We start from the raw sequence: 20301 nt of genomic DNA on the forward strand, positions 1-20301 counted from the left end.
GGCGGCCCAACGGGGGCGCTGGGCTTGAAATCCGGCTGCGAACGGGCAAATTGGCGGGTTGATAGGCGAAAGGCCGTCTGGCGTCAAGCCGGAAGAATCTATGAGAATGCAGTAAAATCAAAGCCTTGCAAAACAGGCCCCCGTTTGCATGGTGCGGGCCGATCCTGTAATGTCCGCCATCGCTCCGCCCTGGGGCGAATGACGGGCGACGGTTTCGGTCCTTGGGGAGAACCGACAATGTTGCGCGAACAGCTCAATACCGCCTTGAAGGAAGCGATGCGCGCGAAGGACAGCCGCGCCGTCGCCACCGTGCGTCTGATTCTCGCGGCCCTCAAGGACCGCGACATCGCCGCCCGCGAGAAGGGCGTGATGGACGGTGTCGGCGAGGACGAGGTCCTCGCGATGCTGCAGACCATGATCAAGCAGCGCCAGGAATCGATCCGGCTCTACGAGCAGGGCGGGCGATGCGAGCTGGCCGAGCAGGAGCAGGAGGAGATCGACGTCATCCGCCGGTTCATGCCGACGCCGATCGAGGGCGCCGAGCTGGAGACCGCGGTGCAGACGACGATCAAGGAGATCGGTGCCTCCAACCTGAAGGACATGGGCCGCACCATGGCCGCCCTGAAGGAGCGCTATCCGGGCCGCATGGACTTCTCCAAGGCCTCGGGAATCGTCCGCGCTTCGCTGGTGTAGGCAGCCCGTCGCTTCGTGGGTTCCGGATGTGGCCCGCTCCGGAATGACGACAGGGGGGGGCCGCATTTTCTCACCGTCATTCCGGGCGACCCTCGAGCTGGTCGAGGGGCGCCCCGGAACCCACCCGCCGCCTCGGCGCCGATGGCCCGGTACCCGACCGTCAATCCGGTGACAGTGCGCTCATCTCCGCGCTTCGCTCGTCGGGCGTCGCAGCGGTGCAGTTAAGTGCACTGTCACCGTATTCGGCGCAGTTAAGTGCACTGTCACCGTATTCTAAGTGCACTGTCACCGTATTGACTGTGTTGCCTGAATTGCCCAAGGCCTCGGGAATCGTCCGCGCTTCGCTGGTTTAGGCCGTCCGTCGCTTCGTGGGTTCCGGATGCGTCCCGCCTGCTGCGGTCCGCTCCGGAATGACGATGGCGAGGGTGGCTTGCTTCTCTTCTTCGTCATTCCGGGCGACCCTCGAGCTGGTCGAGGGGCGCCCCGGAACCCACCCGCCGCCTCGGCGCCGACGGGCGCTTACCCGACCGTCAGCCAGCCGATATAGCCGCCGTACAGCGCCAGGAAGCCGAGCCCCTCGAGCCGGCAGATCCGCCGGCCGGTGGTGGCGAACAACATCAGCAGCAGGGTGGCGCCGACCATGACCCAGATGTCGGAGCCGGCGATGTCGTCGGGCAGGTCGATCGGCTTGACCATCGCCGTGATCCCGAGGATCCCGAGCACGTTGTAGATGTTGCTGCCGAGGATGTTGCCGAGCGCCATGTCGGTCTGGCGCCGATAGGCCGCGACCAGCGAGGTCGCGAGCTCCGGCAGCGAGGTGCCGACCGCGACGATGGTGAGGCCGATCACCGATTCCGAGACGCCGGTGCTGCGGGCGATGTCGACGGCCGACGAGACCAGCAGGTCGGCGCCGAACATCACCATGGCGAGCCCGGCGAGCGCCAGCAGCACGGCGACCGGCAGCCGGGCCGGGGCGGCTTCGCCGTCCTGCGGGAGCGGGCAGTCCGGGCAGGCCGGGTGGCGGATCGTGACGTAGATGTAGGCGACCAGGCCGGCGACCAGCAGGGCGCCGGTCAGCCGGTCGACCACGTCGAACAGGGCGAGCCCGAGGCAGGCCACCGCGACCGCCAGGGCGATCGCGCCGTCCTGGCGCAGTACCGCCCGGTCGACGGCGATCGGCATGAGTGCCGCGGTCAGGCCGAGGATCAGCAGGATGTTCGCGATGTTGGAGCCGACGATGTTGCCGACGGCGATGCCGGGCGCCCCGACCAGGGCGGCCTCGACGCTGGTCACCAGCTCCGGCGTCGAGGTGCCGAAGCCGACGACCACCACGCCGATCACGAAGTGGGGCACGCCGAATCGCTCGGCCAGGGCCGTGCCGCCGCGCACCAGAACCTCGCCGCCGGCGAGCAGCAGGACCAGGCCTGCGAAGAGCAGAAGGATCGTCATCGGTCGGGGAGCCGTTCGGTTTCGGGACTGGCCGCTGTAGATGGGGGGCCGGCGCCGATCTACCATATCGGCGCGCGCATTCCTGTCGTTGCGCTCCGTGCATGGCTGCCGCCGCTTCGCCGGCCGGTCGCGCGCTCGCGCAGCAGCTTGACCGCTGCCGGTCGCCGGGGGCAGGCTGCCGGCACGGATTCATACTATCACTCGACCGCAACGCTCGACCGCCCCAAGCCGCGACGCCAAGCCGGCCACCGACTCCCGGAGGAAACCACCATGACCGACCGTCCCGATCCCATGAAGGGCAAGCGCCGCTCCTCGCAATGGTGGGGCAAGACCGACAAGGACGGCTGGGCCCACCGGTCCTGGATGAAGAACCAGGGCTTCCCGGCGCACCTGTTCGACGGCCGGCCGGTGATCGGCATCGCCAACACCTTCAGCGAGTTCAATCCCTGCAACGCGCACTTCCGCAAGCTCGCCGAGCACGTGAAGCGCGGCGTCTACGAGGCCGGCGGCTTCCCGGTGGAGTTCCCGGTGTTCTCGAACTCCGAGAGCCAGCTGCGGCCGACCGCGATGCTGTACCGCAACCTCGCCTCGATGGACGTCGAGGAGGCGATCCGCGGTCTGCCGATGGATGGCGTCGTGCTGCTGGTCGGCTGCGACAAGACCACGCCGGCCCTGCTGATGGGGGCCGCGAGCTGCGACCTGCCGACGATCTGCGTGTCCGGCGGGCCGATGCTGAACGGCTACTACAAGAACGAGAAGATCGGGTCCGGCACCCACATCTGGAAGTTCTCCGAGGCGGTGCGCGGCGGCCAGATGAGCATCGAGGACTTCATGAGCGCCGAGGCCGACAACTCGCGCTCGGCCGGCCACTGCATGACCATGGGGACCGCCTCGACCATGGCGTCAATGGCGGAGTCGCTCGGTATGACCCTGCCGGGCAACGCGGCGATTCCGGCGGTCGATTCGCGGCGCTACGTGCTGGCCCACATGTCCGGCATGCGTGCGGTCGAGATGGTGATCGAGGACCTGAGGCTGTCGAAGATCCTCACCAAGCAGGCGTTCGAGAACGCCATCGTCACCAACGGCGCGATCGGCGGCTCGACCAACGCCGTGGTGCACCTGCTGGCGATCGCCGGCCGGGTCGGCGTCGAGCTCGACCTGAACGACTGGGACCGGCTGGGCCGCGACGTGCCGTGCCTGCTGAACCTGATGCCGTCGGGCGAGCACCTGATGGAGGACTTCTTCTACGCCGGCGGCCTGCCGGCGATCCTGCGCGAGATCGGCGACTTCCTGAACAAGGACGCGGTCACCGCCAACGGCAAGAGCATCTGGGAGAACGTCAAGGACGCCCCGTGCTGGAACCGCGACGTGGTGTTCGAGCTGAAGAAGCCGTTCAAGCCGAACGGTGGCATCGCGGTGCTGCGCGGCAACCTGTTCCCGGACGGCGCGGTGCTGAAGCCGTCGGCCGCCTCGCCGGAACTGATGGTGCATCGCGGCCGGGCGGTCGTGTTCGAGGACATCGAGGACTACAAGGCGAAGATCGACGACGAGAGCCTCGATATCGACGAGACCTGCATCATGGTCCTCAAAAACTGCGGGCCGAAGGGCTATCCCGGCATGGCCGAGGTCGGCAACATGGGCCTGCCGCCGAAGGTGCTGCGCAAGGGCATCACCGACATGATCCGGGTGTCCGACGCCCGCATGTCGGGCACCGCCTACGGCACGGTGATCCTGCACGGCGCGCCCGAGGCGGCGGCCGGCGGGCCGCTGGCCTATGTGCAGAACGGCGACATGATCGAGGTCGACGTGCCGAACCGGCGCCTGCACCTCGACGTGTCGGACGAGGAGATGGCGCGGCGCCGGGCCGCCGGCACGGCGTTCGTGAACCCGTACGACCGCGGCTACTCGAAGCTGTACGTCGAGACCGTCAACCAGGCCGACAAAGGCGCCGACCTGGACTTCCTGGTCGGCAAGTCCGGCACACCGGTGCTGCGCGAGAGCCACTGAGGGCATGGGTCCCGGCTCTTCGCTGCGCTTCGGCCGGGATGAGGAGGAGTGGCGATCGCTGCAACCCCTCATCCCGGCCGAAGCGGCGAAGCCGCGCAGAGCCGGGACCCACGAAACGATGGCGGCGGGGGCTCAGGCCACCGCCATGCCCTTCTGCACGGCCGGCCGGCCGCCGACCGCGGCGGCCCAGCGGGCGACGTTCGGCAGTCCGCCCTTGGCCTCGATCAACGCCCTGCGGCCGTCGTACACCGGGTACAGCGCCATGTCGGCGAGGCCGTAGCCGCCCGCCAGATACTCGCTTTCGCCGAGTCGCCGGTCGACATGGCCGAACATCGCCAGCAGCCGGCCCTCGAACAGGCCCTGCGCCGACTTGTCGTCCAGTCGGGAGGCGTAGAACACCGCGCTGCTGGTCGGTGCGACGTCGGTCAGCGCGTACAGCAGCCATTGCAGGTGGACGGCGCGCTCGGCCGGGTCGGCCGGCCAGAACTTGCCGGTCTTCTCGGCGAGATACAGCAGGATCGCGCCCGACTGCGCCAGCGTGACGGTCCTGCCGCCCGGGCCGTCGCGGTCGACGATCGCCGGGATCGCGCCGACCGGGTTGATCTTCTGGTATTCCGGGCTCTTGCCCTCGCCCTTCATCAGGTCGATCTTGTGGGCGGTGTAGGCGAGGCCGCATTCCTCGAGCATGAGGGCGGGGCGGCGGCCGTTGCCGGTGCCGGCGGTGTAGAAGTCGATCATGGAGCGGAACTCCGGGTTCGCTGAACGCCGGCGCGGGCGGGCCGGACGGCCGCCCTGGTGCCGGCGGAGCAGACTACCGTGAAGCCGGCGTCGGCGTGTAGTGGGCAGGTGGGAGCCCGCCGCGTGCCACCCGCTCGCGGGCCGCTTCCGGGCTCTCGATCCTCTCCGCCGCCGCCAGCGCCGCCTTGCGGTCGACCGGCACGGGGTCGAGGCGGTCGGGAGGCGGCATCGCGTCGGCGTGGTGGTAGGCGATCCGCTGCTTCGCCGGGTCGAGCGAGGCCTCCCGGGCCGGGTCGATGTCGCGCTCGTTGGTGCCGCGAGGCGTCACGCAGACGCCGTCGACGATCTCCAGGTCGAGCCACCATTTCTTCACCGGGTTGCGCTTGCCGTGGCCGAGCGCGTCGTCGAGCCGGACCGCGGCCGGCACCATCGCCGGCTTGGCCCACATGGCGTTGACGCCCATCCAGCTCGCGACCCGGGTCAGCAGCGGCCCGTCGGCGGAGATCACCTTGTTCAGCGGGCAGGTCTTCATGCAGCGCCCGCAGGCCGAGCCCTTGACGTTGGTCAGCCGGTAGCGCGTGCAGCGCTCGACGTCCGGCTTCCACATCTCGTAGCCGTTGAACATCACCTTCGGCCCGTACGGGATGGCGTCGCACGGGCACTCGCGGGCGCATTTCAGGCAGCGGTCGCAGAAGTACTGCAGGCCGAAGTCTATCGGCCGGTCGACCTCCAGCGGCAGGTCGGTGGTCAGCACCACCGACTTGAAGCGCGGGCCGACGAACGGGTTCAGCACCAGTTCGCCGATCCGCGCCAGCTCGCCGAGGCCGGCCCACAGCACCAGCGGGATGTGCAGCACGTCGCTGTCCAAATTGGTCTGCGGTCGCGCCGGCACGCCGAGGTCGCGCAGGGTGTCGGCCATCACCCCGGCGATCTCGGCGCCGCGCATGTAGGCGCGCATCGACTGGGCGCCGGAGATCCAGTCGTCGCCGCTCGCCCCCTCCATGGTGTCGAACTCCTGGTCGATCAGCATGACCACGGCGTAGCGGTGGTAGGGCTCGATAGGGGTCCCGTCCTCCTTGTGCGAGAACCAGGCGTAGCGCGGGACCTCGCAGATCCCGGTCAGGTCGGCGCCGAGGAAGTACGACAGCGACTTGACCGCCCGGGCGTTGGCTGCCGGATCGGAGAGGCCGTGCGGCGCGGTCTCCGCCGCCGGACCGTCCTGCATCGGCACCATGCCGCGGATCAGCGGCGTCATCGCATGGGCGAACGGGTGCTTGAGGGCGAACCGGCCGCGTTCGGCCCTGCTCTTGTCGCCGAGGTCGCCGCGCAGCGCCCGCTCGAAGAAGGCGGCGCGCTTCGGCACCCGCGGCACCTCGTCGTCGAGGATCAGCGTGGTCGGCCGGTCGACCCGCTTCACCTGCTCCATCGGATAGGCGCTGAGGTGGCTGGCGCGGCCGGCCCGGCGCCGGCGCTCGCGCCCCGACATCGCACCGTCGATGCCCCACCAATAGCGCAGGGCGGAAGGGCCGGGGGCCGTCGGGTCGAGCGGCAGGTCGACCGCCAGCGCGTAGTCGGTGGTGACGGCGGCGAGCGAGAAGCCGCCCGCGATGAACGGGTTGCTGAGCGGGCCGTCGGACGACCGGAACGCCAGCCCGGCCAGCACCGCGAGCCGGTTGAGGTCGACCAGCATGTCGGCGGCGGTGTGGGCGCGCGCCGCGAACCCCATGCGGCGGATGTGCCCGGCGACCACCACGGCGAGCGAGCCGGCCCGCATGTCGAAGGTCGCCGCCGCGGCGTCGCCGATCCAGCCGCGGGCGAGGTTGTCCGGCTCCGGCAACCGGGCGTGCTCGACCAGGACGACCACGGCGTGATCGTGCGCCGCCGGCTTGGCCCCGAGCAGCCAGGCGTTGGCCGGCAGCCGGCAGATCCCGACCTGCGAGGCGTTCAGGAAATACGCCCCGCCCTTGATGTCGGCGGCGCGACGATCGAGGTCGTCGGGCACCGGGGCCCGGACCGGGGCGGTCTCGCCGTCGACGAAACCGCCGAACAGCGCATCGTAGCGCGCGGCGGCGCGGGCAAAGGCGGTGTCGGTGGCGGGACGGGCCGGCGGTGCCGCGACCCGGGGCCGGGCGGCCTCGACCTCGGCGACGCTCGGATCGCGCTTCAGTACCTCGAGCGGGAACGGGCCGAGATGGTAGGGCCGGGTCTCGGAAGCCGATCGAATGAGCACGTCGCCTCCTGCCACAACGAGCTGACGGGGCAGGGTAGACGGGGCGGGGAGCCGTGGGAACGGGGGCGGTGGTCAACAGCGCTTGACCGGCGAGGAGGGGCGACTTGTTCCGGCGGCCCTGGGACCGGGATGCGGTCGATTGGTGGCTTGCCAATGCGGGTCGCGTACTCCATGAGGGATGACCCTGCCGGCAGTCGTCCAGGACTTCCCATGACAACGCCCGAACCCTTCCTTTCCTCCGAGACCTACCGCGCCCGCGAGGCGGAAGCGATGGACGCCATCGGCGTTCGGGCCATCCAGGCGTTCTCGCCGATCACGTTCGCTGCGGTGGGAATGCCGACCCGGGCGCTGACGGAGCGGGGGCTTCAGCGCTATGTCGACAACCTGTTCGTGGGCAAGGCCATCGCCTACTGGACCGAGCGGTTCGCCGTGTCGGAACACGAGGCCAAACTTGTCCAGGATGCGTGTGCCCTGGCCGAGGAACTGACCGGCGAACGCTTCGGCCGGTCAATTCGGCCCGTCTTCACCACGGTCAAGAGCCTCGAGTTGTATCGCCTGGTGACCAGCCTGGCACAGGCTGTAGGGCGGCCCCTGAGGATCCTGGAAATCGGCCCCGGCAGCGGCTACGTCGGCCTGTACCTCGGCCTCGCCGGTCATCAATGCCTGTTGATGGACAATGCCGAGGGCTACTACCTCTGGCAGAACCGGCTGTTCCGTCGCGCCTTCGGTGATCACTTCGTCGAGACCGTGGAGACAGGACGGGCGCCGGAACGGTATCTCGACGGGGGGGCGACGATCGTGCACCTTCCGTGGTGGGACTTCGTCGAGTTGTTCGAGGCCGAGAAGCTGCCGGCGATCGACCTCGTCATCGCCGAGGACATGCTCGGCGAGATGGACCGGATCGGGCTCCGGTACACCCTGAGGCTGTCGTCCAGGCTGCTGCGCGGCGGTAGCCCCGGCCTCTTCGCCTACGTGTCGCCCGGAATGCAGTTCGTGTCCAAGGTGAAAGACATTCACACCGAGTTCTGCCGGGCCGGATTCCACAACGTCAGGGGCCAGGACTTCTGGCTCTATGCCGCGCCGGACACCGAGTTCTTCCGCTACGGTGAAGGCGAGAAGCTAAGGATTTCGCCGACGCCCGGGTTGGAGCAGGTGTCGCCGAGCGCGCCGGTTCCAGGGCCCGGATCCCGGACCCTGGACGTGCGCGACGTGATCGATCTGCCGCGGGACCTCACCACCCACGACTACCGGTTTCTCGAGGCCACCGGCGTCGAGCATCCGTTCGGCCCCCGACGCGGCTGAGTTCCGGCGCCGGCCTCAGCCGACCCGCTTGCCCTTCTCGTCGTAGCGGTACCAGCCGCGGCCGTAGCGGCGGCCGAGGCGGCCGGCGGCGTGCAGTTGCTTGATGGTCGGCCGGGTGTGCATGCGGTCGCCGTAGGCGTCCTCGAGGATCTGCGACACCTTGTAGGTCAGGTCGACGGTGACGTTGTCCATCAGCTCGAACGGGCCGACCGGGTGGCCGAGGCCGAGCCGGCAGCCGGTGTCGATGTCCTCGGGCGTGCAGGCGCCTTCCTCGACCAGCCGGATCGCCTCGTCCCACATGGCGAACAGGATGCGGTTGACCGCGAAGCCGACCACGTCCTTCACCTGGATCGGGCTCTTGCCGATCGCCTCGCAGGCGGCGGTCGCGGCCTTCACGACCTCCGGGTCGCTGTCCATTGCGGTGATCACCTCGACCAGCTTCATGCGGCTGACCGGCGAGAAGAAGTGCAGGCCGATGAAGTTCTTCTGCCGGGCCTCGGAGAAGTAGGACGAGAGCACGGTGATGGAGATCGACGAGGTGTTCGACGCGATGATGCAGTCCGGCTTCAGCACCGCGTCGAGCTGCTTGTACAGCGCGCCCTTGGCCTCCTGGTCCTCGGTGATCGCCTCGATCACCAGGTCGACGTCACCGTAGGCCGAGACGTCGGTCGCGGTCTCGATGTTGGCGAGCGCGCGCGGCTTGTCGGCCTCGGTGTAGAAGCCGCGGCCGATGCCGGCGTCGAGGGTCGCCTCGAGCTTCTTCATCGCCTTGTCGACGAACGCCTTGTCCATGTCCATCAGGCGCACCTTGTGGTCGGCGAGCGCGAACACCAGCGCGATCTCCGAGCCCATCATGCCGGCGCCGCACACGCCGATCTTCTGGATGGTCATCAAGTTCCTCCGGGTTGGTCGGGTCTGTCTGTATTCGATGGTCGAGGCGGCCGGTGGGTCCCGGAGCCGGCTGCTCGCGTAGCCCCTCCGGGATGACGAAGCAGGGTCAGGGACCACACTTCCTTTTCGTCATTCCGGAGAGGGCGCGTGAGCGCCCGGCTCCGGAACCCACGAAGCGACGAGCGCTCACAGCCAACTCGCCTCCATGGTCGTCAGCGTGTCGTCGAGCGAGCCGAGCAGGGCGGCGTGCTGGGCCGTACGCGGCAGCTCCCAGGCGGCGACGTAGCGCGCCGTCTGCAGCTTGCCCAGCAGGAAATCGCGAGGCCGGCCCGCGGCCGCCTGCGGCAGCTCGGCCAGCGCCGCCAGCCCCTGGCGCAGCCACACCCAGCCGAACACCACCAGCCCGGCCATGTCCATGTAGGCGGCGGCGTTCGACAGCATGCGGATCGCCCCGATGTCGGGGGCGGCGGTCAGCAGGGTCTCGGTGGTCGCGACCAGCCGCTCCAGCCCGGTTGCGGTCTCGCGCCGCAGCGCGTCGAGTTCCGGCTTGCCCTCGGCTTCGGCCAGGGTCGCCCGGATCTCGTCGACCACCGCCCGGAACGCCGCGCCCTCGGCGATCCCCGCCTTGCGGCCCAGCAGGTCGATCGCCTGGATCGCGTTGGTGCCCTCGTGGATCGGGTTCAGCCGGTTGTCGCGGTAGATCCTCTCGACCGGGTAGTCGCGGGTGTAGCCGTAGCCGCCGAGGATCTGGATGGCGTTGTGGTTCGCCTCCAGCGCCCGGTCCGAGTACCAGGCCTTGATGATCGGCGTCAGGAAGTCGAGCAGCAGCGCCTCGTGCCGGCGCACCGCCTCGTCCGGGTCCTGCTTCTGGCGGTCGATGCGCAGCGCCAGGTCGAGCGCCAGCATCAGCCCGCCCTCGGCCACCGCCTTCTGCTGCAACAGCATGCGGCGGATGTCGGCGTGCTCGACCAGCGGCAGCTGCGGCGTGGTCGGGTCCTTGTCGCCGGGATGCCGGCCCTGCGCCCGGGTGCGGGCGTACTCCAGGCTCTCCTGGAACCCGGCATAGGCCAGCATGATGGCGCCGAACGCCACGCCGACCCGGGCCTCGTTCATCATGTGGAACATGTTGGCGAGGCCGCGGCCGGGCGCACCGACGAGATAGCCGACGCAGTCGTCGCCGTCGCCGAAGTTCAGCGCCGTGTTGACGGTGCCGCGGTAGCCCATCTTGTGGTTCAGGCCGACCAGGGTGACGTCGTTCGGAACCGTCGGCTCGCCGGCCGCGTCCAGCCGGTAGCGCGGCACGATGAACAGCGACAGGCCCTTCACCCCCGGCGGCGCGCCCTCGATGCGGGCCAGCGTCATGTGCACGATGTTGCGGGTCAGCTCGTGCTCGCCGGCCGAGGTCCACATCTTGGACCCCTTGATGGCGTAGCGGTCGCCGTCGAGCTGCCTTGCCGCCGTGCGCACGTCCGACAGCGACGAGCCGGCATGCGGCTCCGACAGCGCCATGGTCCCGAAGGTGCGGCCGTCCAGCATCGGCTGCATCCACAGCCGCTTCTGCTCAGCGGAACCGTGCGCGTGGATCAGGTTGGCGGCGGCGATGGTCAGGAAGGCGTAGCCGACGGTCGGGGTGTTGGCCGCCTTGAAGTGGGCGAAGGCGGCCTGCTGGATGGTCCAGGGCAGCTGCAGCCCGCCGATCTCGGCGTCGTGGTGGGCGGCCAGGAAGCCGGCCTCGGCGAACGCCTGCAGCGCCTCGCCGATCTCCGGGATCAGCACCACCTTGCCGTTCTCGATGCGCGGCTCGTTGGCGTCGGACTTGGCGGCGTGCGGGCGGAACTTGTCCTCGGCGATCGCCCGGGCGGTCTCGATCACTTGGCTGAAGGTGCCGCGGTCGTGCTCGGCGAAGCGCGGGTAGCGGGTGAGAGACTCGGCGCCGAGCACCCGCCACAGCGTGAAATCCAGGTCGTCCCGGTCGATCAGCGGCACCGCCATCGTGTCACCCCAGCAGGAAGCCGCCGTCGACGGTGACCACCGTCCCGGTCATGTAGCGCGAGGCGTCGGAGGCCAGCAGCAGCAGGGCGCCGTCCAGGTCGTCGGCCTGGCCGAGCCGGCGCTGGGCGATGCCCTTGACCAGCTTCTCGCCGGCCGGGCTGTGGAAGAACTCGCTGTTCATCGGGGTCTCGATGTAGCCGGGGCAGATCGCGTTGACCCGCACCCCGACCCGCGCCAGCTCCAGCCCCATCGCCTTGGTCAGGTGGATCAGCCCGGCCTTGGAGGCGCAGTAGCTGGCGAGCTGGCCGATCACCTGCTGGCCGAGCACGCTGGAGATGTTGATGATCGAGCCGCCGCCGTGCTGCGACATCCGCCGCGCGGCCTCCTGGCCGGCCAGGAAGCAGCCCTTGAGGTTGGTGTCGACGACCGCGTCCCAGTCCGCCTCGGTAACCTCGAGGAACGGCTTGGGGATGGCGATGCCGGCGTTGTTCACCAGCACGTCGACCGGCCCCAGCGCGGCCTCGGCGTCGTCGAAGGCGGCCCGCACCGAGGCGGCGTCGGTGACGTCCATGGCGACCGCGTGGGCGGTGCCGCCGGCATCCTCGATGGTCTTCTGCAGCTCGGCCAGCTTGCCGGCCTGGCGGGCCGCCAACGCCACCTTGGCGCCGGCCGCGGCCAGCGTGACGGCGAAGCCGGCACCGAGGCCCTGGCTGGCCCCCGTCACCAGGGCGGTCCTGCCGGTGAGGTTGAAGGCGTCAGCCATCTGTCGATCTCCGTCCGGTCGCAGCGTGCCGCGACTCATAGCCGGGAGCGTTGTGCGGCGCAAACCCGACCGGCGGGGCTACCGGTCGCCGGGCGGGACTGGGGGCTTGCCGGCGGCGGTGAGCGCCTCCGGCGCGGCGACCGCGCCGAGCAGGGCGGCCATCTCGGTCTCGGTGCCGCACTGGGTGGCCAGCACCGGATAGGGGTAGCCGAAGGAACCGTCGAGCAGCCGGTCGGCCGCGACCTGACAGGCCTCGCGGCTCGCGTAGGATTCCGGCGGTTGGGCAAGCACGTCGCACAGGGTGCCGCTGTCGTCGCAACCGAGCAGGATCAGGAAGATGAGTCCCTTGGTCATCGCCAGGCCTCTCGTGAGACCAGTGCGGCAAGCACCGAGTGAGCCGGTCCGAGCCGCTCCTCTGGGATGTGGTCGTGCAAACCCAGCTTAGCACCCGGGGCTCACCAGGACGTTAACGGTGCGGCGTCACTCGACCGGGTATTCCCGCCCCGGCCGCGGCTTGTAGGTCGGCAGGGTCCAGCCGAACTGGATGCCGCCGCCCCGGATCGCGAAGCCGACCAGGAAGCCGAGCGCCGCCGCCCAGGGCTTGCCGGCGCCGAGCGCCAGCGCCGCCACATAGGTCCCGGCGCCGGCGGCGACCGCGGTCGCGTACACCTCGCGGCGCAGGATCAGCGGGGTCTCCTGGCACAGCACGTCGCGGATCAGCCCGCCGAAGGTCGCGGTCATCACCCCGAGCACCACGGCGACGGCGGCGGCGGCGCCGGAACGCAGGCCGAGCTCGGCGCCCATCACCGCATAGGCGGCGATGCCGATCGCATCCGCCCACAGCAGGGCGACGAACCGGCGCTGCACCACATGGGCGCCGACATAGACCAGCACGGCGATGCCGAGGCAGACCGCGAGATAGCGGCCGTCGGCGATCCAGAACACCGGCCGGCCCAGCAGTACGTCGCGCAGGGTGCCGCCGCCGATGCCGGTGGCGGTCGCCATCAGGCCGAAGCCGATCAGGTCCATCTGCTTGCGCGAGGCCACCAGCGCCCCGGTTGCCGCGAACACCGCGACACCGAGCAGATCCAGCCACGCCACCCATCCAGCCATCCGTCCCTCCCTCGGTCGACCCCGGGCTTGCCGGCGGGAGTATGGCAGGAACGAGGGGCGCCGGGCGAAGTGTTGCGACCCGGATTGGGGGATCGACCGCGGCCGCCTCTGCGCGGTAATGCAGCGGTACCGGCCGCGCTGAGCGGCACTGGTCGTCGAACCCTGTCGTCCTCTCCGGAGCCCGCATGATCGCGATCCTGCTGTCGATCGCCCCGATCTTCCTGCTGATCGTCCTCGGCCACGGGCTGCGGCGCGGCGGCATCCCGTCGGTCGAGTTCTGGAACCTGAACGACAAGCTGGTCTATTGGGTGCTGTTCCCGAGCCTGCTGTTCTACAAGACCTCGACCATCGAGCTGTCCGGCGAGCTGGTCGGCGACTACGCGGTGGTGATCCTCGGCGGCTTCGGCGGCGCGGTCGCGTTCGCGCTGCTGTCGACGGCGGTGTTCCGGCTGCCGGGGCCGACCGCCACCTCGGTGCTGCAGGGGGCGGGCCGGCACAACACCTTCATCGCGCTGGCCGCCGCCGAGCGGCTGTACGGCGGCGAGGGGCTGGCGATGGCGGCGCTGGCGACCGCGCTGCTGATCCCGGTGACCAACATCACGGTGGTGTCGCTGATGGTCACCATGCTGCGCGGCCGGGCGGCCGGCGGCCTCGGGCTGGCCACCGCGATCGCCCGCGACCTGGCGCGCAACCCGCTGCTGATCTCGGTGCTCGGCGGGGTGGCGGTCAACCTGTCGGGCGTCGGGCTCATCCCGGTGCTGCACGACGTGACGGCGATCCTCGGGCAGGCGGCGCTGCCGGTGGTGCTGCTGTGCGTCGGCGCCAACATCCGGGTGCGGGAGATGACCGCGTCGGTCGGCCCGGCCCTGCTGTCGACCGTCGGCAAGATGGTGGTGTTCCCGGCGGTCCTGGTCGGGCTGGCGGTGTGGACCGGGCTGTCGCCGATGGCGGTGACGGTCGCCGGGCTGTTCGGGGCGGTGCCGACGGCGGCGTCGGGCTATACGCTGGCCCGGGCGATGGGCGGCGACGCGCCGCTGATGGCCACGATCATCACGGTCCAGACCGCACTTGCGTTCGTCACCCTGCCGCTGACCGTGTGGCTGCTCGGCAGCCTGCTCGGATAGGGCAGGGCCGGCCGCGGTCCGGCCGTGGCGTGCGGCCGTGAGTCTGCTTGATTCCCCGGACCCTGCCGTCTAGTTTCTCGCACCCGCGAAAGCGGCCATGAATCGTGACGTGCGAGTCGTGCCATGCCCGATGGGGACAGACCGGACAGCCGGTTCGCCTTCCAGAACCTGATCCTGACCCTGCAGAGCTACTGGGCCAGCAAGGGCTGCCTGATCCTGCAGCCATACGATATGGAAGTGGGCGCGGGTACTTTCCACCCGGCGACCACGCTGCGTTCGCTCGGTCCGGACGACATCTGGAAGGCGGCCTACGTGCAGCCGTCGCGGCGGCCGACCGACGGGCGCTATGGCGAGAACCCGAACCGGCTGCAGCACTATTACCAGTTCCAGGTCCTCATCAAGCCGTCGCCGGTCGACAGCCAGGAGCTCTATCTCGGCTCGCTGCGCGCCATCGGCCTGGACCCGATGGAGCACGACATCCGGTTCGTCGAGGACGACTGGGAGAGCCCGACCCTGGGGGCCTGGGGGCTCGGCTGGGAGGTCTGGTGCGACGGCATGGAGGTGTCGCAGTACACCTACTTCCAGCAGGTCGGCGGCATCGACTGCGCGCCGGTAAGCCTGGAGCTGACCTACGGCCTGGAGCGGCTGGCGATGTACATCCAGGGGGTCGACGACGTCTACGACCTGGACTGGGACGGCATCCCGAAGGACCAGGGCGGCAAGGTCTACGGCGACGTCTACAAGCAGGCCGAGCTGGAGTTCTCGACCTTCAATTTCGAGTTCTCCGACGCCGAGACCCTGTTCCGGCATTTCGAGGACGCCGAGCGCACCTGCCAGAGGCTGCTGGCGGCCGACAAGCCGATGCCGTTGCCGGCCTACGACCAGTGCATGAAGGCCAGCCACAGCTTCAACCTGCTGGACGCCCGCGGGGTGATCAGCGTGACCGAGCGCCAGGCCTATATCGGCCGGGTGCGGGCGCTGGCCAAGGCGTGCTGCGAGAAGTGGGTGGAGACCAGCACGGCCTGGAAGGCCGACTGGGAGCAGAAGAAGCGGGAGCGCCGCAGCAATGGCTGAACTGCTCGTCGAGCTGTTCTCCGAGGAGATCCCGGCGCGCATGCAGGCGCGCGCCGCCGAGGACCTGAAGGGGCTGGTCACGGCCAAGCTCAAGGCCGCCGGCCTGGGATTCGCGTCGGCCGAGGCGCACGTCACGCCGCGCCGGCTGGCGCTGGCGATCGACGGCCTGCCGGCCCGCCAGCCGGACCGCACCGAGGAGCGCAAGGGCCCGAAGGTCGGCTCGCCCGACAAGGCGGTGCAGGGCTTCCTGAAGGGCGCCGGTCTGGAGTCGATCGACCAGGCCGAGATCCGGGCGACCGACAAGGGCGACTTCTACTTCGCGGTCCGCCACATCGCCGGTGCGCCGCTCGAGACCTACCTGCCGTACCTGCTGTTCGAGGCGATCTCGGAAATGCCGTGGCCGAAGTCGATGCGCTGGGGGCGCAACGACTTCCGCTGGGTGCGGCCGCTGCACTCGATCCTGGCGATCGTCGACGGCAAGCCGCTCGACCTCGACTTCCACCTGCTGCGCACCAAGGAGGAGGCCGAGGCGCCGACCGCCGCGGGCACCATCCGCGCCTCCAACACCACGCGTGGCCACCGCTTCCTGGCGCCCGAACCGTTCGCGGTCGGGTCGTTCGCCGACTACAAGGCGAAGCTGAAGGACGCCTGCGTGATCCTCGACCGCGAGGAGCGCAAGCGGATCATCGCCGACGGCATCGCCGCCCTGGCCGCCGAAGCCGGGCTGGTGTTCAAGGGCGATCCGGGCCTGCTGGAGGAGGTCTGCGGTCTGGTCGAGTGGCCGGTACCGATGCTGGGCCGCATCGACGACCAGTTCATGGGCGTGCCGAAGGAGGTGCTGGTCACCTCGATGCGCAGCCACCAGAAGTACTTCGCGCTGGAGACCGCCGACGGGGCGCTGGCCGACCGGTTCGCGGTGGTCGCCAACATGGCGAGCGAGCCGAAGCGCGACGCCAACATCGTCGCCGGCAACGAGAAGGTGCTGCGCGCCCGGCTGTCGGACGCCAAGTTCTTCTGGGACCAGGACCGCAAGGTCCGGCTGGCCGACCGGCGCGCGGCGCTGCAGGACGTCAAGTTCTACGAGAGCCTTGGGACAATCGCAGACAAGGTCGAGCGGTTCGCCACGCTGGCAGCCGAGATCGCCGGCCGGATCGGCGCCGATCCGGAGCTGGCGCGGCACGCCGCGACCCTCAGCAAGGCCGACCTGACCACCGGCATGGTCGGTGAGTTCCCCGAGCTGCAGGGCATCATGGGCCGCTACTACGCCCTCGATTCCGGCGAGGACCCGGCGGTCGCCGACGCGATCGCCGAGCACTACTCGCCGCTCGGCCCGTCCGACACCTGCCCGACCGCACCGGTCTCGGTCGCGGTCGCGCTGGCCGACAAGATGGACACCCTGGTCGGGTTCTTCGCGATCGACGAGAGGCCGACCGGCTCCAAGGACCCGTTCGCGCTGCGCCGCGCCGCGCTCGGGGTGATCAGACTTATCTTGGAAAATGACCTCAGGCTTCCCCTCGCCGAGATGCTCGCATCTGCCTATTGGCCCATCGCCAATCATGTGACGGGCTTCGAGCGGTTCAGTGAGCATTTGGGCCAAGAGGATGGCGAATCCTCTGAGCAAGGGGCGCTTCTTAGCTGCGATGATGTTGTGGCGGCATTGCTGGCGTTCTTCGCCGACCGCCTGAAGGTCCACCTGCGCGAGCAGGGCGTGCGGCACGACCTGATCGCCGCGGTGTTCGAGCTGGGTGGCGAGGACGACCTGGTCCGGCTGCTGGCGCGGGTCCATGCGCTGGCCGACTTCCTCGGCACCGACGACGGCGCCAACCTGCTGACCGGGTTCCGGCGCGCTGCGAATATCGTGCGCATCGAAGAAAAGAAGGACGGTCGTACTTACGAGAGCTGGCCGGAGATCAGTCAGTTCGCTGCCTTTAGCGATCCGAACGAAAGTGCTGAAGTCGAGCTCATGCACGCCCTTGGCGAGGTGGATGAGAAGATCGAGCCGCTGCTGGTTGACGAAAAATTCACTGACGCAATGAGACTTTTGGCGACGTTGAGAGGGCCGGTTGACCGGTACTTCGAGAAAGTGACTGTCAACGACGCCGACGCTACCCGTCGGGAGAATCGCTTGAGATTTCTCTCGAGTATTGTGCGAACGATGAACCAAGTTGCCGACTTCTCGAAAATCGAGGGTTGAACACCAAGAGGGTGCGATGATGACCAAGTGGGTGTACGGCTTCGGCGGCGGCACGGCGGACGGCCGGGCCGACATGAAGAACCTGCTGGGCGGCAAGGGCGCGAACCTGGCCGAGATGAGCTCGATCGGCCTTCCGGTGCCGCCGGGCTTCACCGTCACCACCGAGGTCTGCACCTACTACTACGCCAACGGCCGCAAGTACCCGGACGAGCTGCAAGGCCAGGTCGAGGCCGCGCTCGCCGCCATCGAGGCCGAGGTCGGTGCGAAGTTCGGCGATGCCGACAACCCGCTGCTGGTGTCGGTGCGCTCCGGCGCCCGCGCCTCGATGCCGGGCATGATGGACACGGTCCTGAACCTCGGGCTGAACGACACCACGGTGGTCGGGCTGATCAACCGGTCGGGCGATCGCCGCTTCGCCTACGACAGCTATCGCCGTTTCATCCAGATGTACTCCGACGTGGTGCTGGGGGTCGACCACTACCACTTCGAGGAGCTGATGGACCTGGCGAAGGAGGAGAAGGGGGTCGAACTCGACACCGCCCTCGACGCCGACGACCTGGCCGCCCTGACCCAGCGCTTCAAGGACAAGGTCAAGCAGGAGACCGGCGAGCCGTTCCCGGAGGACCCGCGCGACCAGCTGTGGGGCGCGGTCGGCGCGGTGTTCGGCTCCTGGATGAACCAGCGCGCCATCGTCTACCGCAAGCTGAACTCGATCCCCGAGGAGTGGGGCACCGCGGTCAACGTCCAGGCCATGGTGTTCGGCAACATGGGCAGCGACTGCGCCACCGGCGTGGCGTTCACCCGCGACCCGTCGACCGGCGAGAACGTGTTCTACGGCGAGTTCCTGATCAACGCCCAGGGCGAGGACGTGGTCGCCGGCATCCGCACGCCGCAGCAGCTCACGGTCGCCGCCAAGCGCGCCCAGGGCTCCGACCTGCCGGCCATGGAAGAGGCCATGCCGGAGGTGTTCGCCCAGCTCGCCGAGGTCCGCCGGACCCTGGAGCAGCACTACCGCGACATGCAGGACATCGAGTTCACGGTGCAGCAGAAGAAGCTGTACATGCTGCAGACCCGCAACGGGAAGCGCACCGTGCACGCCGCCCTGCGGATCGCCGTCGAGATGGCGGCCGAGGGCCTGATCACCCACGACGAGGCGGTCAGCCGCATCGAGCCGCGCGGTCTCGACCAGCTGCTGCACCCGACCCTGGACCCGAAGGCCGAGCGCAGGGTCGTCGCCAAGGGCCTGCCGGCGTCGCCGGGTGCGGCCTCGGGCAAGGTGGTGTTCTCGGCCGACGAGGCCGAGACCGAGGCCCGCAAGGGCGAACGGGTGATCCTGGTGCGGGTCGAGACCAGCCCCGAGGACATCCACGGCATGCACGCCGCCGAGGGCATCCTGACCACCCGCGGCGGCATGACCAGCCACGCCGCGGTGGTGGCGCGCGGCATGGGCCGGCCCTGCGTGTCCGGCGCCGGCCAAATCCGCGTCGACTACGCCGACGGCAGCTTCTTCGTCGGCGACGTCACGGTGAAGGCGGGCGACAGGGTCACCATCGACGGCGGCACCGGCGAGGTGATGCTGGGCGAGGTCCCGACCGTGCAGCCCGAGCTGTCCGGCAACTTCGCGACCATCATGGAGTGGGCCGACAAGGTCCGCCGGATGCGGGTTCGCACCAACGCCGAGACCCCGGCCGACGCCCGCGCCGCCCGCGAGTTCGGCGCCGAGGGCATCGGGCTGTGCCGGACCGAGCACATGTTCTTCGAGGGCGACCGCATCGTCGCGATGCGCGAGATGATCGTCGCCACCGACGAGAAGGGCCGGCGCGCTGCGCTCGCCAAGCTGCTGCCGTACCAGCGCCAGGACTTCGTCGAGCTGTTCCGGATCATGGCCGGCCTGCCGGTGACCATCCGCCTGCTGGACCCGCCGCTGCACGAGTTCCTGCCGCACACCGATGCCGAGATGAAGCAGGTGGCCGAGGCCGCCGGCATCTCGGTCGAGACCGTGCGCCGGCGCGCGCTGGAGCTGAAGGAGGCCAACCCGATGCTCGGCCACCGCGGCTGCCGGCTGGCCATCACCTTCCCGGAGATCTGCGAGATGCAGGCCCGGGCGATCTTCGAGGCGGCGGCCGAGGTGGCCAAGGCCGGCGAGGACGCGCCGGTGCCGGAGGTGATGATCCCGCTGGCCGCGACCGAGAAGGAGATCGCGGTCCTGAAGGCGATCATCGACCGGGTCGCCGGCGAGGTGAAGGCGGCCAGCGGCGTCGCGCTCGAATACATGGTCGGCACCATGATCGAGCTGCCGCGCGCCGCCCTGCAGGCCGGCAAGATCGCCAATGTCGCCGAGTTCTTCAGCTTCGGCACCAACGACCTCACCCAGACCGCGTTCGGCCTGTCGCGCGACGACGCCGGCTCGTTCCTCGGCGAGTACGTCGACAAGGGGCTGCTGGAGGCCGATCCGTTCGTCAGCCTCGACCAGGAGGGCGTCGGCGAGCTGGTGAAGATCGCCGCCGAGCGCGGCCGCGCCGCCCGCCCGGGCCTCAAGCTCGGGATCTGCGGCGAGCACGGCGGCGACCCGGCCTCGATCGGGTTCTGCGAGACCGTCGGCCTCGACTACGTCAGCTGCTCGCCGTTCCGCGTGCCGATCGCCCGCCTGTCGGCCGCCCAGGCCACCATCGCCCTGCAGTCGCAGAAGCTGGCGGCGGAGTAGGCGTGGGCCTTGCTGGGTCCCGGATCG

15 protein-coding genes are annotated in these 20301 nt (G+C 69.5%); 7 read left to right on the forward strand and 8 right to left on the reverse strand.

Annotated elements, in window-relative coordinates; translation table 11 throughout:
- Nucleotides 1-237 precede the first annotated feature (237 nt).
- Entirely contained in the window at nucleotides 238-693 is a 456-nt protein-coding gene (locus tag IE246_RS16160; RefSeq protein WP_189991460.1) for a GatB/YqeY domain-containing protein, read from the forward strand.
- 519 nt (nucleotides 694-1212) lie between these two features.
- Here the strand turns inward: IE246_RS16160 and IE246_RS16165 are convergent.
- Nucleotides 1213-2142: a calcium/sodium antiporter gene (locus tag IE246_RS16165; RefSeq protein WP_189991462.1), complete on the reverse strand. Its 930-nt coding sequence runs from the start codon at nucleotides 2140-2142 to the stop codon at nucleotides 1213-1215.
- Between the two features lie 270 nt (nucleotides 2143-2412).
- Between IE246_RS16165 and IE246_RS16170 the strand changes: the two genes are divergently transcribed.
- Nucleotides 2413-4149: an IlvD/Edd family dehydratase gene (locus IE246_RS16170; protein ID WP_189991464.1), complete on the forward strand. Its 1737-nt coding sequence runs from the start codon at nucleotides 2413-2415 to the stop codon at nucleotides 4147-4149.
- Nucleotides 4150-4281: 132 nt separating this feature from the next.
- Here the strand turns inward: IE246_RS16170 and IE246_RS16175 are convergent, their stop codons facing one another.
- On the reverse strand, nucleotides 4282-4887 hold the full coding sequence (locus IE246_RS16175) for a glutathione S-transferase family protein (protein WP_189991466.1): 606 nt from the start codon (nucleotides 4885-4887) through the stop codon (nucleotides 4282-4284).
- 73 nt (nucleotides 4888-4960) lie between these two features.
- Nucleotides 4961-7117, reverse strand: coding sequence for a Fe-S protein (locus IE246_RS16180; RefSeq protein ID WP_189991468.1), 2157 nt, complete (start codon nucleotides 7115-7117; stop codon nucleotides 4961-4963).
- A gap of 210 nt (nucleotides 7118-7327) precedes the next feature.
- On the opposite strand from IE246_RS16180, the gene IE246_RS16185 reads away from it, so the two are divergent.
- Nucleotides 7328-8419 carry a class I SAM-dependent methyltransferase gene (locus IE246_RS16185; RefSeq protein WP_189991471.1) on the forward strand — a complete coding sequence of 364 codons (1092 nt, stop codon included), beginning with the start codon at nucleotides 7328-7330 and terminating at the stop codon, nucleotides 8417-8419.
- A 15-nt stretch (nucleotides 8420-8434) separates the two neighbouring features.
- On the opposite strand, the gene IE246_RS16190 is transcribed toward IE246_RS16185, so the two are convergent.
- The 5 genes from IE246_RS16190 to IE246_RS16210 form a co-directional block, all read right to left on the reverse strand.
- The gene (locus IE246_RS16190) at nucleotides 8435-9310 is read right to left on the reverse strand and encodes a 3-hydroxyacyl-CoA dehydrogenase family protein (protein WP_189991472.1); all 876 of its coding nucleotides are present in this window, start codon (nucleotides 9308-9310) and stop codon (nucleotides 8435-8437) included.
- 186 nt (nucleotides 9311-9496) lie between these two features.
- A complete protein-coding gene (locus IE246_RS16195) occupies nucleotides 9497-11302 on the reverse strand; it encodes an acyl-CoA dehydrogenase (protein WP_189991474.1) in 1806 nt (601 codons plus the stop codon).
- A gap of 4 nt (nucleotides 11303-11306) precedes the next feature.
- On the reverse strand, nucleotides 11307-12065 hold the full coding sequence (locus tag IE246_RS16200; RefSeq protein WP_189991476.1) for an SDR family NAD(P)-dependent oxidoreductase: 759 nt from the start codon (nucleotides 12063-12065) through the stop codon (nucleotides 11307-11309).
- 78 nt (nucleotides 12066-12143) lie between these two features.
- Nucleotides 12144-12419, reverse strand: coding sequence for a hypothetical protein (locus tag IE246_RS16205; RefSeq protein ID WP_189991478.1), 276 nt, complete (start codon nucleotides 12417-12419; stop codon nucleotides 12144-12146).
- A gap of 126 nt (nucleotides 12420-12545) precedes the next feature.
- Entirely contained in the window at nucleotides 12546-13178 is a 633-nt protein-coding gene (locus tag IE246_RS16210) for a trimeric intracellular cation channel family protein (protein WP_189991480.1), read from the reverse strand.
- 185 nt (nucleotides 13179-13363) lie between these two features.
- Here IE246_RS16210 and IE246_RS16215 point away from each other — a divergent pair, with 185 nt between their 5' ends.
- The 4 genes from IE246_RS16215 to ppdK all read left to right on the forward strand — a co-directional run bounded on the left by IE246_RS16215 (nucleotide 13364) and on the right by ppdK (nucleotide 20274).
- Entirely contained in the window at nucleotides 13364-14302 is a 939-nt protein-coding gene (locus tag IE246_RS16215) for an AEC family transporter (protein ID WP_189991482.1), read from the forward strand.
- A 123-nt stretch (nucleotides 14303-14425) separates the two neighbouring features.
- The gene (locus IE246_RS16220) at nucleotides 14426-15376 is read left to right on the forward strand and encodes a glycine--tRNA ligase subunit alpha (protein WP_189991484.1); all 951 of its coding nucleotides are present in this window, start codon (nucleotides 14426-14428) and stop codon (nucleotides 15374-15376) included.
- Nucleotides 15369-17570 carry a glycine--tRNA ligase subunit beta gene (glyS, locus tag IE246_RS16225; protein WP_189991486.1) on the forward strand — a complete coding sequence of 734 codons (2202 nt, stop codon included), beginning with the start codon at nucleotides 15369-15371 and terminating at the stop codon, nucleotides 17568-17570. Before IE246_RS16220 ends, glyS begins: the two co-directional genes overlap by 8 nt.
- A gap of 19 nt (nucleotides 17571-17589) precedes the next feature.
- Nucleotides 17590-20274 carry a pyruvate, phosphate dikinase gene (gene ppdK / locus IE246_RS16230; protein WP_189991488.1) on the forward strand — a complete coding sequence of 895 codons (2685 nt, stop codon included), beginning with the start codon at nucleotides 17590-17592 and terminating at the stop codon, nucleotides 20272-20274.
- Nucleotides 20275-20301: the final 27 nt, after the last annotated feature.

This window comes from Thalassobaculum fulvum, assembly GCF_014652915.1.
GTDB lineage: Bacteria > Pseudomonadota > Alphaproteobacteria > Thalassobaculales > Thalassobaculaceae > Thalassobaculum_A > Thalassobaculum_A fulvum.